Source organism: Corallincola spongiicola (genome assembly GCF_004284785.1).
In the GTDB taxonomy this organism is placed as follows: domain Bacteria; phylum Pseudomonadota; class Gammaproteobacteria; order Enterobacterales; family Neiellaceae; genus Corallincola; species Corallincola holothuriorum.
The window spans coordinates 107,917-123,689 of the sequence record NZ_SHLY01000009.1 but is presented as its reverse complement, the minus strand read 5'-3'; the positions used below and the strand labels follow the sequence as shown (position 1 = coordinate 123,689).

The window sequence follows — 15,773 nt, the reverse complement described above, 5'->3', positions numbered from 1 at the left end:
CAGCGAAGCTGTTGAGTTAGTTGCGGGCTTTGAACGTCCAGGTAGCAGCTTGATTGGCGCTGATCTCGGTGAGTTTGCTGGCGTAGGTAAACTGGGAGTTGAGATCTCTGGCGGACTGGAAGGTCTTGAAGAGATTGTTGATGTGGTGATTGATTTCACTGCACCTGACGCCACATTGGCCAAGATTGAGTGGTGCCAGCAACACGGTAAGCAGATTGCTATCGGCACGAAGGGTTTTACCGATGCGCAAAAAGCACAAATAGATGCGGCCAGTTAAAGCTGCGCCATCATGATGGCGTCAAACTACAGCGTTGGCGTGAACTTGTTGTTTAAACTGCTGGAGACTGCTGCAAAGGTGATGGGCTCGTTAACAGTATGTCAGCCTGAGTAATCTTTGCCATTACTTCCTAGCTATTGCTAGTAAACCAAACCGGCGCTTATGCGCCGGCTTTTTTATCTATATAAATAAACAGTTATCTTTTTGATCAAAAGAAAAATAGCTTTCCCTCAATTAGTTTTGGTGTAAAAATAGCCATCCTAAATGGAAGTGCGACTTGGGATCGGAAGCCTACCCTCCCTAATATGCTCCGCAACGATAGATGCACCTTTATGGTTACCTGACTATCTTTTGCTGCAGTCTATCTTCCGCCGAATTATGTTGTGGCAAGGAAAGCAAAATGAAGAAGTTACTACTCAATACCGTACTCCTCGCGTCTGTGATCGCCCCTTCGGTTAATGCAGCGCAGCTCTCGTTAGATTTGCAAGGTGGGAGTTATGTCAGTATTTTTCAGTTTGATGGCGTCGATTATAGCTATGATGGTTATGCTAAAGACTTAGAGGAATTTTCGACCGAGATATCTGTTGGTACCCCGACCTGGGACTATTCCAATAAAGAAACGTATTACGCCGGTTGGGCTGACTCAAATCACACCAGTTCATCAAGCTCCTTTGGAGGCGGCGCGCTAGCTGCACAGCCATTTACGCCTCTGTCAGGGACTCTACTGGAAAATAACCCTTTTGCTGCCCTCATGAGCCATGATTCTGACAGCATTGGTCAATACTCTTATTTTGATGATTATATTAATCCGTCGATTACGGATTCAGGCTATGTGAATTTAAGCTTGTCTTGGGGAATGTCAGCGTTTGGCGATTTGGTAGAGACAGATCTTGGCATGGAACAATCTTATGGCGGCTATCGGTGGGATGCTCATATTACTCTTGACCAGATATTCAGTGCTGATGATGTGCTTGAGTATACCTTTGATGAGGTATTGGCGCTGCTTTGGGGAGCTGATGGCGCGACAGTTTCGGTGTCAGAGTCGTCTTATTACAATGAATCGCTGTGCGTAGCTGTTGATGAGTATAATCTTACATGTAATAACACCTACAGCGAAGATTACTCAACTTGGTACGAGGGGGTTGTGTCAGTGCAGGGCGCAGATGTGGACGCGCCACAAACTATCGCCTTGGCTATGCTGGGGTTGTTAGGTTTTGGGGCTCTGCGCCGTAAAACGAACTAAAGCTGCCATGCTTTGATTTAAAGCCCGCTAACGCGGGCTTTTCTATATCTATCTCTAAACCCAGTGATTTTCTAATGCAGCGTTTTCTAACCACAATCCTTTAGCCAAAAACGTTGCTAAACGGTATAGTACGCACCTAAATTGCATAACCATTCAGAGTAAACCGATGTCAGACACTATCCGAGTCGCCATCGCCGGCTGTGCCGGTCGCATGGGAAAGAACCTGCTAAATGCCGCTTTTGATAGCGAAGCTGTTGAGTTAGTTGCGGGCTTTGAACGTCCAGGTAGCAGCTTGATTGGCGCTGATCTCGGTGAGTTTGCTGGCGTAGGTAAACTGGGAGTTGAGATCTCTGGCGGACTGGAAGGTCTTGAAGGGATTGTTGATGTGGTGATTGATTTCACTGCACCTGACGCCACATTGGCCAATATTGAGTGGTGCCAGCAACACGGTAAGCAGATCGTTATAGGTACAACAGGCTTTACCGACGAACAAAAAGCGCAAATAGATGCGGCCAGTCAAAGCTGCGCCATCATGATGGCGTCAAACTACAGCGTTGGCGTGAACTTGCTGTTTAAACTGCTGGAGACTGCTGCAAAGGTGATGGGCGACTACACTGACATTGAAATCATTGAAGGTCACCATCGCCATAAAGTTGATGCGCCTTCTGGAACTGCACTGAGTATGGGCGAAGTGATCGCTGATACGTTGGGCCGGGATTTGAATAAGGTGGCTGTTTATGGCCGTGAAGGTATTACCGGCGAGCGTGAGCGCGACACGATCGGTTTCGCTACCATCCGTGCTGGTGACCTAGTAGGCGAGCATACGGCGATGTTTGCGGACATCGGTGAGCGTGTAGAGATCACTCACAAAGCCTCTAGTCGTATGACATTTGCCAATGGCGCAGTGCGTGCAGCTGCCTGGCTCAAAAGTAAACAATCAGGATTTTATGACATGCAAGATGTGCTTGGATTGAAGGATTAAACCCTCAGTTTTGAGCGTTTCGAGCGGAAATGTACTGATAAAGTTAAAAAAATGTAAATGGTGAAATCTGTGATAGACGTCAACCCAGAGTTGTACTAGAATGCGCGGAATTTGCCACCGTTTCGGTAAAGAAGTTTTTGTTCGGTCTATTTAGACCAGTTAATGGGAGTAAGACCTTGTGTTTACTCCCATTTTGCTGCCAACGTGGAGGTTATCTTGAATAAACCCGCTCTACTGGTGCTAGCTGATGGCACTGTTTTTCGCGGTCGTTCCATAGGCGCTGACGGTCAGTCGGTCGGTGAAGTTGTTTTTAATACTTCAATGACCGGTTATCAGGAGATACTGACTGATCCATCTTATGCACGTCAAATTGTCACGCTGACTTATCCCCATATCGGTAACACCGGTACCAATAGTGAAGATGAAGAGTCTGCGAATATCTGGGCAACAGGCCTGGTTATCCGAGATCTGCCTCTGTTGGCTAGCAACTTCAGAAATGAAGAGACGCTCTCTGATTATCTCAAGCGCAATAACGTTGTCGGCATCTGCGATATTGATACCCGCAAACTGACACGTATTCTGCGAGAGAAAGGCGCTCAGGCTGGGTGTATTGTTGCTGGTGAAACGGTTGACGAAGCAGCAGCAAAAGCGGCTGCGCTGGCATTCCCAGGATTGAAGGGAATGGATCTGGCGAAAGAGGTCACGACTAAAGAGTCATTCAGTTGGACAGCGGGTAGCTGGCAATTGGGTAGTGGCCACACGTCACCGGAAGCTACTTCATTGCCTTTCCATGTGGTTGCATACGATTTTGGCGCCAAACGCAATATTCTGCGTATGTTGGTTGATCGAGGTTGTCGTTTGACTGTGGTTCCTGCACAAACCCCTGCGGAAGATGTGCTGGCTATGAACCCTGATGGCATCTTCCTATCAAATGGTCCTGGCGATCCAGAGCCTTGCGATTACGCTATCTCTGCTATCAAGAGTTTTCTGCAAACCGACATACCGATCTTTGGTATCTGTCTCGGACATCAGTTACTGGCATTGGCCAGCGGTGCGAAGACAGTGAAGATGAAGTTTGGTCACCACGGGGCCAACCACCCAGTGAAAGATCATGATAACAATGTAGTGATGATCACCAGCCAGAATCACGGTTTTGCTGCTGATGAGACAACACTGCCAGAGACTTTGCGTGCAACGCATACCTCATTGTTTGATGGGTCACTGCAAGGCATTCATCGCACAGATAAGCCAGCGTTTAGTTTTCAGGGACACCCTGAAGCAAGCCCCGGCCCACATGATGCGGCGCCGCTGTTCGATCATTTCATCGAACTTATTGAACAACGCAAAGCCAAGTAACAGATTCGCAGCAAGGGTAGACAATGCCAAAACGTACAGACATACAAAGCATATTGATTCTTGGCGCTGGTCCGATTGTGATCGGGCAGGCCTGTGAATTTGACTATTCAGGCGCGCAGGCGTGTAAGGCACTACGGGAAGAGGGCTACCGGGTTGTTCTGGTGAACTCAAACCCGGCGACTATCATGACTGACCCGGAGATGGCCGATGCTACCTACATCGAACCAATTCACTGGGAAGTGGTTGCTAAGATCATCGAGAAAGAGCGTCCAGATGCTGTATTGCCGACGATGGGTGGCCAGACGGCACTGAACTGTGCCTTGGAACTTGAACGTGAAGGCGTGCTGGAGAAATTTGGCGTTGAGATGATTGGCGCAACTGCCGACGCCATCGATAAAGCTGAAGATCGTGACCGCTTTGATAAGGCGATGAAGGCCATTGGTCTGGAAACGCCTCGTGCAGAAACCGCGCATACCATGGACGAAGCCCATGATGTTCTGTCGCGAATTGGCTTCCCTTGTATTATTCGCCCTTCGTTTACCATGGGCGGCTCGGGTGGTGGTATTGCCTATAACATCGAAGAGTTCGATGACATCTGTAGCGGCGGTTTAGAGCTTTCTCCGACCAGTGAATTGTTGATTGATGAATCATTGATCGGCTGGAAAGAGTATGAGATGGAAGTGGTGCGGGATCGAAATGACAACTGCATCATCGTCTGTTCCATCGAAAACTTTGACGCCATGGGTGTCCACACGGGTGATTCAATCACTGTCGCGCCAGCGCAAACACTGACTGACAAAGAGTATCAGTTGATGCGTAATGCATCGATGGCGGTATTGCGTGAGATCGGTGTAGAAACTGGCGGCTCGAACGTTCAGTTCGGTGTTAATCCGGCTGATGGTCGTATGGTTATTATTGAGATGAACCCGCGAGTGAGCCGTTCGTCTGCGCTGGCTTCAAAAGCTACCGGCTTTCCTATCGCTAAAGTCGCTGCCAAGTTGGCAGTGGGTTATACCCTTGATGAGCTACTTAATGACATTACGGGTGGTAAAACTCCAGCGAGTTTTGAACCTGCGATCGATTATGTTGTTACCAAGGTGCCGCGGTTTAACTTCGAAAAATTTGCCGGTGCGAATGATCGCTTAACGACGCAGATGAAGTCTGTTGGCGAAGTGATGGCTATTGGCCGTAACCAGCAGGAATCTCTGCAGAAAGCGTTGCGTGGGCTTGAAGTGGGTGCCACCGGCTTTGATCCTATCGTCAATCTGGACGATGCCGAAGCGAAATCGAAGATCCGTCATGAATTACAAGAGCCGGGTGCGGATCGTATCTGGTACATAGGCGACGCATTCCGTGCGGGCATGAGCCTTGACGAAGTGTTTAAGTTGACCAACGTCGATCGTTGGTTCTTAGTACAGATCGAAGACCTTATCAGCGAAGAGAAGAATCTGAAAGAACTGGGTATGGCTGGCTTGACGGCTGACTTGTTGCGCGGCTTGAAGCGTAAAGGTTTTGCCGATGCCCGTTTGGCGACCTTACTAGGTGTCTCTGAAGCTGAACTGCGTAAGCTACGTACACGTCATGAAATCTTCCCTGTATACAAGCGCGTCGATACCTGCGCTGCAGAATTTTCAACTGACACCGCGTATATGTACTCGACTTATGATGAAGAGTGCGAAGCCGATCCGACTGACAATGATAAAATCATGGTTATCGGTGGCGGACCAAACCGCATTGGCCAGGGTATCGAGTTCGATTATTGCTGTGTACATGCGGCATTGGCAATGCGTGAAGATGGTTATGAAACCATCATGGTTAACTGTAACCCTGAAACGGTTTCTACCGATTATGACACCTCTGATCGCCTCTATTTTGAGCCGGTCACACTGGAAGACGTGTTGGAGATTGTCCGTGTCGAGAAGCCTAAAGGGGTGATCGTACAGTACGGTGGTCAAACACCACTTAAGCTGGCGCGTGCACTCGAAGCGGCAGGGGTGCCAATTATCGGTACCAGCCCAGATGCAATTGACCGTGCTGAAGATCGTGAACGTTTCCAGCAAGCAGTTGAGCGACTTGGCTTGAAGCAGCCTGAGAATGCAACTGTAACGGCATTGGAAGAAGCGGTCGCGTTGGCTGAAAAGATCACTTATCCATTGGTTGTACGCCCCTCCTATGTACTTGGTGGCCGCGCCATGGAGATTGTTTACGATGAGATTGACCTGCGCCGTTACTTCAACGAAGCGGTGAGCGTGTCAAATGAGTCACCAGTGCTATTAGATCGTTTCCTCGATGACGCCATTGAGATCGATATCGATGCTATTTGTGATGGCAAAGATGTGGTGATCGGCGGGATCATGGAACATATCGAGCAAGCAGGTGTTCACTCAGGTGATTCCGGTTGTTCGTTGCCACCTTACACACTAAGTGCTGATGTCCAAGATCGCATGCGTGAGCAAGTACGGAAATTGGCGCTTGAGCTCGGTGTTGTTGGTTTGATGAATGTGCAGTTTGCAGTCAAAGACGATGAGATCTACCTGATTGAGGTGAATCCTCGTGGTGCTCGTACTGTGCCATTTGTTTCGAAAGCGACCGGAGTTGCTTTAGCCAAGGTGGCTGCGCGTGTCATGGTCGGTCAGAGCTTGGCGGATCAAGGTGTGACATCTGAAGTGGTGCCACCGTATTACTCAGTGAAAGAAGTGGTGCTGCCGTTTAACAAGTTCCCTGGTGTTGATCCTATCCTCGGTCCAGAGATGCGTTCTACTGGCGAGGTGATGGGTGTTGGAGAAACGTTCGCTGAAGCTTTTGCCAAGGCGGAGTTAGGTGCCAACAAGAACCCGCCACGTAAAGCTGGCCGTGCTCTGCTGTCTGTTCGCGATAGTGATAAGAAGCGGGTGGTTGATTTAGCGAAGCGCTTGGTTGAATTGGGCTACGAATTGGATGCCACCCATGGTACTGCCGTGGTGCTTGGTGAAGCCGGTGTTAATCCTCGTTTAGTTAACAAGGTACACGAAGGCCGTCCTCACATCCTTGATCGCCTGAAGAACGGTGAGTACAGCTATATAGTTAACACCACTGAAGGTCGTCAGACAATTGTAGATTCAGTGCCTCTGCGTCGTGCAGCACTGCGTCAGCAAGTGAACTACACTACGACCCTTAATGGCGCGTTCGCGACCTGTATGGCGCACACCGTAGATGACAGAAGCTCTGTGATCTCAGTGCAAGAGTTACATAAGAAAGCAGCTAAGTAATGATCAAAATACCTATGACAACCGCTGGCGCAGATGCGCTGCGGACTGAGCTTAACTACCTTAAGTCTGAGCGTCGTCCGAAAATCATTGCCGCTATTGCGGATGCTCGAGAGCATGGTGATTTGAAAGAAAACGCAGAGTACCACGCTGCTCGCGAGCAGCAGGGCTTCTGTGAAGGGCGCATTCAAGAGATTGAAGCGAAACTATCGAATGCCCAAATCATTGACGTGACTAAGGTGCCTAATAACGGCAAAGTAATCTTTGGCGCGACGGTTAAGGTTCTCAATATCGATTCAGATGTTGAATCGACTTACCGTATTGTTGGCGATGATGAGGCTGATATTAAGCAGAATCTGGTGAGTGTTAATTCACCCATTGCCAGAGCATTTATCGGTAAAGAAATCGATGATGTGGCTGAGGTTAAGACGCCAAATGGTGTGGTTGAGTACGAGATTGTTGAAATCGAGTATATCTAATCGAACGCTTGATAAAAAAGGCCGCTAATGCGGCCTTTTTTGATCGTTAGGTGCCTACTTTTTTGGTAGTTCAATTTTCTTATCATCGCTTGGACGATACAAAATCACTGTTTTACCGATTAACTGGACTTTGACTGCGTTTGTCTCGCGCACAATGGTATCGATCACAGCATTACGCATTTCGCGATCATCGCCAGGTAGCTTCACTTTGATTAATTCATGGTGGGCGAGTGCTATTTCTATCTCGGCCAATACACCTTCTGTTAATCCGTTAGCCCCAAGGAGCACGACTGGGCGCAATGAATGGGCCATCGATTTTAAAAATTGTTTTTGCTTGTTTGTTAGTTGCATGACCGCTCTTTTTTGTCGCTTTACTTGAATCCGCTATAGTTTACCTCCATTAACTAGATAACTACTAATTGTGATCACAGAATAGATGAGTAAAAAGAAGCGCTCAGCCAGCAGTAGCCGCTGGATCAAGGAGCATTTTGATGACAAATATGTCCAGGAGGCTCAGAAAAGGGGCCTGCGTAGTCGTGCTGTATTTAAGCTCGAAGAGCTACAGCAGCAAGATAAATTAATCCGTTCAGGGGACACCGTCGTAGATTTAGGTGCAGCACCTGGAGGCTGGTCACAATTGGCCGCCGAACTGGTGGGTGAATCAGGGCGAGTGATCGCCTGCGATATTTTACCTATGGACCCGATTGCTGGCGTGGCCTTTTTACAGGGTGATTTTCGTGAAGAGAACGTATTAACTGCGTTACTCGACTATGTGGGAGATGACAAAGTCGATCTTGTTTTGTCTGATATGGCGCCAAACATGAGTGGTCATGGCACCGTTGATCAGTCTCGGTCAATATATTTGATTGAGCTGGCTTTGGATATGTGTCATCAAGTGTTGGCCGCCAATGGCAGGTTTGTGGTGAAAGTTTTTCAAGGCGATGGCTTTGATAACTTTTTGCAAAATGTGCGGTCTGCATTTACAAGCGTTAAGATTAGAAAACCTGATTCCTCGCGGGCTCGCTCCCGGGAAGTTTACATCGTGGCTAGCGGTTACAAACTGTAGTACCCTAGCGTTTAGTTAAGTTATTGCGGCGAAGAGGCAGCACCCTTGAGCGATATGGCAAAAAATCTCATTCTTTGGCTAGTCATTGCAGTTGTTTTAATGTCTGTAGTGCAAGGTATTTCCACAAAAGATAGTGCTGGAAAGACCATCGATTACACCCAGTTCATTGAGCAGGTTAATAACGGCCAAGTTAGAGAAGTTAGGATCGATGGCAAGACAATTACTGGCCTGACCGGCGGTAACGAGTCGTTTGAGACTGTGCTTCCAATGTACGACGAAGCGCTCATGAATGAGCTGCTGAAAGCAAAGGTGAAAGTGGTTGGTACGCCAGAGGAGCAGCAAAGCTTCTTGGCGCAGATTTTCATCTCTTGGTTCCCCATGCTGCTGTTGATCGGTGTTTGGATCTTCTTCATGCGCCAAATGCAGGGCGGCGGTGGCAAAGGTGCCATGTCGTTTGGTAAGAGCAAAGCGCGGTTGATGAACGAAGACCAAGTCAAAGCGACTTTTTCTGATGTCGCGGGCTGCGACGAAGCGAAAGAAGAGGTCGGTGAATTAGTCGATTATCTTCGCGAGCCTTCCAAGTTTCAGAAGCTCGGCGGTAAGATCCCGACAGGTGTGCTGTTGATTGGTCCTCCTGGTACAGGTAAGACGCTGTTAGCTAAAGCAATTGCCGGCGAAGCTAAAGTTCCTTTCTTCACCATTTCTGGCTCAGATTTCGTTGAGATGTTCGTTGGTGTTGGTGCATCCCGTGTTCGGGATATGTTCGAGCAAGCCAAGAAAGCAGCACCATGCATCATCTTTATCGATGAGATCGATGCGGTAGGTCGTCAGCGCGGCGCGGGTTTAGGTGGTGGTCATGATGAACGTGAGCAGACATTGAACCAGATGTTGGTTGAGATGGATGGCTTTGAAGGGCATGAGGGCATTATTGTTATTGCTGCCACTAACCGTCCTGACGTTTTAGACCCTGCTTTACTGCGTCCTGGCCGTTTTGACCGCCAGGTAACCGTTGGTCTGCCGGACATCCGTGGTCGCGAGCAAATTCTTAAAGTACATATGCGTAAAGTGCCGCTTGCGGATGATGTGAAAGCTTCTGTCATCGCCCGTGGTACACCAGGTTTCTCCGGTGCTGATTTAGCTAACTTGGTCAATGAAGCGGCTTTGTTCGCTGCTCGAGGTGACAAGCGCTTGGTCGCGATGGAAGAGTTCGAAAAGGCCAAGGATAAGATCCTGATGGGCACCGAACGTAAGTCCATGGTGATGAGTGAAGATGAGAAAACGATGACCGCTTATCATGAAGCGGGTCACGCGATTGTCGGTCGCTTAGTACCTGAGCATGATCCGGTTTACAAGGTCAGTATTATCCCTCGTGGTCGCGCGCTGGGTGTGACCATGTACCTGCCAGAGCAAGATCGTGTTAGTTACAGCAAGCAGCACTTAGAAAGTATGATCTCCAGCCTGTTTGGTGGACGTTTGGCGGAAGAGATAATTTTTGGTGCCGAGAAGGTGACAACCGGCGCATCAAATGACATCGAGCGAGCGACTGATTTAGCGCGCAAGATGGTGACCCAATGGGGCTTGTCTGAAAAGATGGGACCTTTGCTCTACGCCGAAGAAGAGGGCGAAGTGTTCTTGGGACGTAGTGTGGCGAAAGCTAAGCATATGTCTGATGAGACGGCACGTGCCATTGATGAAGAGATTAAGCGTGTTATCGATCGCAACTACACGCGTTCCCTGCAGATCCTTAATGATAATCTCGATATTTTGCACGCGATGAAAGATGCGTTGATGAAGTATGAGACTATCGATGCGAAGCAGATCGATGACCTGATGGCGCGCGTTGACGTGCGTGAACCTGCGGATTGGGTTGATAGTGATAGCTCTGATGATTCTGATACAGGCAGTGCGTCAGCCAGTACCGATGAAGCGTCTGTGCCACCGTCTGTAACACCGGATGATGCGCCAGCGAAATAGTTTGTTTTGGTTTTAGAATAAAATCCGCCCTGTTGATACAGGGCGTTTTTACATTTAGCGAATAGAGTTGCAACTGTGTATCGGATTAAATTTTCAGATCGCTGCTTGGTATTAAAAGCGCCTCAGGTCATGGGAATACTTAATGTAACGCCCGACTCTTTTTCTGATGGCGGTAAGTATGGCCAGTTGGATGCGGCACTCAGGCAAGCTGAGGCGATGGTAGCTGCAGGCGCGACATTTATTGATATCGGAGGAGAGTCGACACGTCCGGGCGCCGACGCCGTCTCTGTGGACCAAGAGTTAGCTCGAGTGATCCCAGTGATTGAGGCTGTAAAGGCGAATTTGGATGTCTTGGTCTCGCTCGATACCAGTAAGGCTGAGGTGATAAGTCAAGGCATATCAGCGGGCGCGGATCTGATCAACGATGTTCGCGCATTACAAGCCCCTGGCGCATTGCAGGCGGTTGCTGCAAGTCGCGTTCCTGTGTGTCTTATGCACATGCAAGGGGAGCCCCGTACAATGCAGGATACCCCGCAGTATGGCGACTTAATCTCTGATATCCGCCATTTTTTCGAAGACCGTATTGATGAATGCGTGAATGCAGGTATCGAACGCAGTCGAATTCTTATCGATCCCGGGTTTGGTTTTGGAAAAAGTGGCGATCACAATTACCAGTTACTTAATCAGTTGGATCAGTTTCATGAACTTGATCGTCCACTATTGGTCGGATTATCTCGTAAGAGCATGATCGGCCAGGTGCTCAACAATGATATTTCTGAACGTGTGATTGGCAGTGTTGCCGGTGCTGTTATTGCGGCAATGAAAGGCTGTCACATCGTCAGAGTGCATGATGTCAAAGAAACCGTTGAGGCTATGAATATAGTGCGAGCAACGCTACAGGAGAGTGTTTAGGTGAGCGAACGTAAATATTTTGGTACCGATGGCGTCCGAGGGCGAGTTGGAGAGTTTCCGATTACCCCTGAATTTTTCTTAAAATTGGGCTGGGCTGCAGGCCGTATTTTGGCGAAAGAGGGCAGCCGAACCGTCTTGATAGGTAAGGATACGCGTATCTCCAACTACATGTTGGAATCGGCTCTTGAGGCCGGATTGGCCGCTGCCGGGCTAAAGGCCGCGTTTACAGGTCCTATGCCAACCCCTGCGATTGCTTACCTAGCAAGAACATTCCGAGCCGAAGCGGGGATCGTGATCAGTGCATCCCATAACCCGTTTTATGATAACGGCATAAAGTTTTTCTCAGCAGATGGCACCAAGCTTGATGACGATCTTGAGTTAGCGATTGAAGCCGAACTGGATAAGCCGCTGACTTGCGTTGATTGTGAAAAATTAGGTAAAGCGATCCGTATTGATGATGCGGCAGGGCGCTATATCGAGTTTTGTAAAAGCAACTTCCCCTCAGGTATGTCTTTGGTTGGGATGAAGATTGTTGTCGATTGCGCGAATGGTGCTACTTACCATATTGCACCTGCTGTATTTTCCGAACTGGGCGCGGAAGTGATCCCAATTGGTATCTCTCCTGACGGTGTGAATATCAATGAAAAGTGTGGCGCCACGGCGATGGATGCGATCAGCAAGGCTGTGGTTGAACATCAGGCCGACCTGGGTATTGCATTTGATGGTGACGGTGACCGAGTGATGATGGTTGACCGGGATGGTGTTGTTGTCGACGGTGACGAGCTGGTTTATATCATTGCCAGAGATGAGCTGCGTAATGGTTCGCTGAAAGGTGGTGTGGTTGGCACCTTGATGAGTAACCTGGGGATGGAAGTTGCCTTACGCGAGCTCGGCATTCCTTTCGTACGCGCTAAAGTGGGTGACCGTTATGTGATGGAGGCGCTGCTTGAGAAGGGGTGGTCCATCGGCGGTGAAGGCTCTGGTCATATTATTAACTTAGCCCATACCAGCACGGGCGACGGCATTGTTGCCGCATTGCGTGTGTTAACGGCAATGCAAAACTCGCATCTTGAGCTGAAAGAGTTGCGCAAAGGGATGAAAAAATACCCGCAGTTACTCATCAATGTTCGCTATCCACAAGGTGCGGATCCGCTTGCTGCTGAAAGCGTTCAAAAGTCTGTGCAAGACGCTGAGAAGGCGTTAGCTGATAAAGGGCGTGTGTTACTTCGCAAGTCCGGCACGGAACCCTTGATCCGAGTGATGGTTGAAGGCGAAGATGCCGCGCTGGTTAAGCAATGTGCGCAGCAGATTGCTACTCAAGTAGAAGAGTCGGTTAAAGCCTGACCAGTTAAATGTAATTTTATTGCTACGGCTCTTGTAACAGAGGGCCGCATTAGTTAATATCTGCCCGCCTTGAAATGAGGTGGTTTGTTAGGAACGCAGCTAGGCTGCACTTCGGGAAGATTAGCATGTACGAGGTTTTATTAGTTCTGTATCTGTTGGTAGCACTTTCGCTTATCGGCTTGGTGTTGCTCCAGCGTGGTAAAGGTGCAGACATGGGTGCTTCATTTGGTGCTGGTGCTTCCGGTACTTTGTTTGGTGCATCTGGTTCAGGTAATTTTCTTACTCGTACCACGGCTGTCCTTGCAACCTCATTTTTTATCCTTAGCTTGTTGCTCGGCAACCTAACTGCAAATGCAGTTAAGCAAGAGGAAGATTGGAATAACCTTGGTGGTGAAGCGCCTGTGGTTGCAGAAGAGCTTGTTGCTCCTGCAGCACCCGCTGCACCTGAAGATGCCAAGGACGATATTCCAAACTAAAGCGTTTGCCGAGGTGGTGGAATTGGTAGACACGCTATCTTGAGGGGGTAGTGTCCTATGGACGTGCGGGTTCAAGTCCCGCTCTCGGCACCAATTTCAATAAAAGGCTGACAATTCGTCGGCCTTTTATTTACTTACTTGCCTATGGATAGGCAGCTGAATATAATTCAGACCTTGTTGGCGCGGGATGGAGCAGTCTGGTAGCTCGTCGGGCTCATAACCCGAAGGTCGTCGGTTCAAATCCGGCTCCCGCAACCACTTTACCTTTAACGAGGTAAGCGCCCACGGCGCACAGAGGGTATCGCTTTAAGCCCCGCAGCTAAGACACGGGGCTTTTTGTTATTTACTGCTCTGTTAGCTACCGCAGGTTGTATCAGCTAGGGGCGTTATGCCCTTTTTTTATTTGTGGAGAACTGATTTGGCGAAGCTCGAATCAAAATTGACCATCATGCTAGAGCCAGCTGTCGAAGCGACAGGGCTGGAGTTGCTGGGTCTGGAGCTTATCCGTGCTGGGCGTAGCTCTGTGCTGCGTCTCTATATCGATCATGAAGACGGCATCACCGTTGAACATTGTGCGGAAGTTAGCCGCCAAGTGAGCGCTGTACTTGATGTCGAAGATCCTATTGCGGGCGAATATAACTTGGAGGTTTCTTCTCCGGGTATGGCTCGTCCTTTGTTCAAACGCGCCCATTATGAAGCAGTGGTTGGACAAAAAGTGAGTTTACAGACCGTGTTGCCTGTTAATGGGCGGCGAAAATTTACCGGCGATTTGCTGGCGGTAGAGGGTGATACCCTGACGTTGAAAGTAGATGGCGAAGAGGCTCTGATTGCGTTGAATAACGTACGAAAGGGCAACATTGTCCCTATCTTTGATTGATGGGACTTGGCGAAGCGAGGCATTCGAGATGAACAAAGAGATCTTGCTGGTCGTTGACGCAGTATCCAACGAAAAAGCAGTACCGCGGGAAAAGATCTTCGAGGCGCTAGAGATAGCACTGGCCACCGCAACAAAAAAGAAATATGAAGGTGATATAGAAGTACGTGTTGAGATCGACCGTAAGACGGGTCAATACGATACTTATCGCCGTTGGCTTGTAGTCGAACTTGAAGACAGCGGATTAGAAAATCCATACGCCGAGATCACGTTAGCTGCTGCGCAGGTGGATGAGCCGGAGATCACTCCTGGCGAATATGTTGAAGAGCAGATTGAGTCGGTTAAGTTTGACCGTATCACGACGCAAACTGCAAAGCAGGTTATCGTTCAGAAGGTACGTGAAGCAGAGCGTGCGCAGGTTGTTGAGCAATTTCAGGATCAGGAAGGTGAGTTAGTCACTGGAGTGGTCAAGAAAGTGAATCGCGATAGCGTGATTATTGATTTGGGTAGCAACGCAGAAGCTGTGTTGTATCGCGAAGAGATGTTGCCACGTGAGACGTTCCGTCCTGGCGATCGGGTAAGAGCCTTATTGTTCTCTGTTCGTCCTGAAGCCCGTGGTGCTCAGTTATTCTTAAGCCGCAGCCGCCCTGAAATGCTGATTGAACTGTTCCGCATTGAAGTGCCAGAGATCGGCGAAGAGATGATTGAAATCATGGCCGCCGCACGCGATCCTGGGTCACGAGCGAAGATATCAGTGAAAACCAATGACCGTCGCATCGATCCTGTGGGAGCGTGTGTTGGTATGCGTGGTAGTCGTGTCCAAGCGGTTTCTGGTGAGCTTGGCGGTGAGCGTGTTGATATTGTGCTGTGGGATGACAATGCCGCGCAGTACGTTATTAATGCCATGGCGCCTGCGGATGTTGCTTCCATCATTGTTGATGAAGACAAGCACACCATGGATGTAGCTGTGGAAGCTGATAATTTAGCCATGGCTATTGGTCGTAACGGTCAAAACATTCGTCTTGCCAGTCAATTGACTGAGTGGGAACTGAATGTGATGACGCAAGAAGATATGAATGCCAAGCATCAAGCGGAAGCTGCATCTGTTATTAAGGTGTTTGTTGATGGTTTGGGTATCGATGAAGAGTTTGCTGCCCTGTTGGCAGATGAAGGTTTCAGTACGCTGGAAGAGATTGCTTATGTTCCGGCCGCAGAGTTACTTGAAATCGAAGGGCTAGATGACGATCTGGTCGAAGAGCTGCGTACCCGTGCGAAAGATGCACTGACCACGCAAGCTCTGGCGGAAGAGGAAAGCCTCGAAGGGGCTGAGCCGGCAGAAGATCTGCTGAACCTCGAAGGTATGGAACAACACATGGCCTATGTACTCGCGAGCAAAGGCGTTTGTACCCTGGAAGATCTAGCTGAACAAGGCACTGATGATCTCCTCGATATAGATGGGTTAAATGCTAAGAGTGCTGGCGAGTTAATTATGGCCGCTAGAAATATCTGTTGGTTTGGTGAAGATGAAGCCAACTAAGCGGTGCA

13 protein-coding genes, 2 tRNA genes and 1 pseudogene are annotated in these 15,773 nt (G+C 49.0%); 15 read left to right on the top strand and 1 reads right to left on the bottom strand.

The features are described from left to right. The 6 genes and pseudogenes from EXY25_RS18205 to greA form a co-directional block, all read left to right on the top strand. Positions 1-277, top strand: a pseudogene (locus EXY25_RS18205) (4-hydroxy-tetrahydrodipicolinate reductase); the annotation flags it as partial. A gap of 400 nt (positions 278-677) precedes the next feature. After that, the gene (locus tag EXY25_RS18200; protein ID WP_130567923.1) at positions 678-1,520 is read left to right on the top strand and encodes a hypothetical protein; all 843 of its coding nucleotides are present in this window, start codon (positions 678-680) and stop codon (positions 1,518-1,520) included. A gap of 166 nt (positions 1,521-1,686) precedes the next feature. Beyond that, complete coding sequence (gene dapB / locus EXY25_RS18195) at positions 1,687-2,502, top strand: 4-hydroxy-tetrahydrodipicolinate reductase (protein ID WP_130567922.1); 816 nt, start codon at positions 1,687-1,689, stop codon at positions 2,500-2,502. 216 nt (positions 2,503-2,718) lie between these two features. Further along, positions 2,719-3,858: a glutamine-hydrolyzing carbamoyl-phosphate synthase small subunit gene (carA, locus tag EXY25_RS18190; protein ID WP_130567921.1), complete on the top strand. Its 1,140-nt coding sequence runs from the start codon at positions 2,719-2,721 to the stop codon at positions 3,856-3,858. Between the two features lie 23 nt (positions 3,859-3,881). After that, a complete protein-coding gene (gene carB, locus EXY25_RS18185; protein WP_114339825.1) occupies positions 3,882-7,106 on the top strand; it encodes a carbamoyl-phosphate synthase large subunit in 3,225 nt (1,074 codons plus the stop codon). Continuing rightward, the gene (gene greA, locus EXY25_RS18180; protein ID WP_130567920.1) at positions 7,106-7,582 is read left to right on the top strand and encodes a transcription elongation factor GreA; all 477 of its coding nucleotides are present in this window, start codon (positions 7,106-7,108) and stop codon (positions 7,580-7,582) included. The genes carB and greA overlap by 1 nt, the downstream gene beginning before the upstream one ends. 54 nt (positions 7,583-7,636) lie before the next feature. Here the strand turns inward: greA and yhbY are convergent, their stop codons facing one another. Further along, complete coding sequence (gene yhbY / locus EXY25_RS18175) at positions 7,637-7,933, bottom strand: ribosome assembly RNA-binding protein YhbY (protein WP_130567919.1); 297 nt, start codon at positions 7,931-7,933, stop codon at positions 7,637-7,639. 85 nt (positions 7,934-8,018) lie between these two features. On the opposite strand from yhbY, the gene rlmE reads away from it, so the two are divergent. The 9 genes from rlmE to nusA all read left to right on the top strand — a co-directional run bounded on the left by rlmE (position 8,019) and on the right by nusA (position 15,765). After that, on the top strand, positions 8,019-8,648 hold the full coding sequence (gene rlmE, locus EXY25_RS18170; RefSeq protein WP_114339822.1) for a 23S rRNA (uridine(2552)-2'-O)-methyltransferase RlmE: 630 nt from the start codon (positions 8,019-8,021) through the stop codon (positions 8,646-8,648). A 45-nt stretch (positions 8,649-8,693) separates the two neighbouring features. Further along, complete coding sequence (ftsH, locus tag EXY25_RS18165) at positions 8,694-10,622, top strand: ATP-dependent zinc metalloprotease FtsH (protein ID WP_114339821.1); 1,929 nt, start codon at positions 8,694-8,696, stop codon at positions 10,620-10,622. 75 nt (positions 10,623-10,697) lie between these two features. Continuing rightward, the gene (folP, locus tag EXY25_RS18160) at positions 10,698-11,534 is read left to right on the top strand and encodes a dihydropteroate synthase (protein WP_420810806.1); all 837 of its coding nucleotides are present in this window, start codon (positions 10,698-10,700) and stop codon (positions 11,532-11,534) included. Next, positions 11,535-12,878, top strand: coding sequence for a phosphoglucosamine mutase (gene glmM, locus EXY25_RS18155; protein ID WP_114339820.1), 1,344 nt, complete (start codon positions 11,535-11,537; stop codon positions 12,876-12,878). A 125-nt stretch (positions 12,879-13,003) separates the two neighbouring features. Next, complete coding sequence (secG, locus tag EXY25_RS18150) at positions 13,004-13,354, top strand: preprotein translocase subunit SecG (RefSeq protein ID WP_114339819.1); 351 nt, start codon at positions 13,004-13,006, stop codon at positions 13,352-13,354. Between the two features lie 7 nt (positions 13,355-13,361). Beyond that, positions 13,362-13,447, top strand: a tRNA-Leu gene (locus EXY25_RS18145). An 88-nt stretch (positions 13,448-13,535) separates the two neighbouring features. Then, positions 13,536-13,612 (top strand) — tRNA-Met (locus tag EXY25_RS18140). Positions 13,613-13,772: 160 nt separating this feature from the next. Continuing rightward, a complete protein-coding gene (gene rimP, locus EXY25_RS18135; RefSeq protein ID WP_114339842.1) occupies positions 13,773-14,231 on the top strand; it encodes a ribosome maturation factor RimP in 459 nt (152 codons plus the stop codon). A gap of 28 nt (positions 14,232-14,259) precedes the next feature. Then, on the top strand, positions 14,260-15,765 hold the full coding sequence (gene nusA, locus EXY25_RS18130; protein WP_114339818.1) for a transcription termination factor NusA: 1,506 nt from the start codon (positions 14,260-14,262) through the stop codon (positions 15,763-15,765). Positions 15,766-15,773: the final 8 nt, after the last annotated feature.

Excerpts from the sequence above, each read along its gene's own strand:
- EXY25_RS18200 (WP_130567923.1), top strand. The coding sequence starts at position 678 with ATGAAGAAGTTACTACTCAATACCGTACTCCTCGCGTCTGTGATCGCC.
- dapB (WP_130567922.1), top strand. The coding sequence starts at position 1,687 with ATGTCAGACACTATCCGAGTCGCCATCGCCGGCTGTGCCGGTCGCATG.
- carB (WP_114339825.1), top strand. The coding sequence starts at position 3,882 with ATGCCAAAACGTACAGACATACAAAGCATATTGATTCTTGGCGCTGGT.
- greA (WP_130567920.1), top strand. The coding sequence starts at position 7,106 with ATGATCAAAATACCTATGACAACCGCTGGCGCAGATGCGCTGCGGACT.
- yhbY (WP_130567919.1), bottom strand. The coding sequence starts at position 7,933 with ATGCAACTAACAAACAAGCAAAAACAATTTTTAAAATCGATGGCCCAT.
- rlmE (WP_114339822.1), top strand. The coding sequence starts at position 8,019 with ATGAGTAAAAAGAAGCGCTCAGCCAGCAGTAGCCGCTGGATCAAGGAG.
- secG (WP_114339819.1), top strand. The coding sequence starts at position 13,004 with ATGTACGAGGTTTTATTAGTTCTGTATCTGTTGGTAGCACTTTCGCTT.
- nusA (WP_114339818.1), top strand. The coding sequence starts at position 14,260 with ATGAACAAAGAGATCTTGCTGGTCGTTGACGCAGTATCCAACGAAAAA.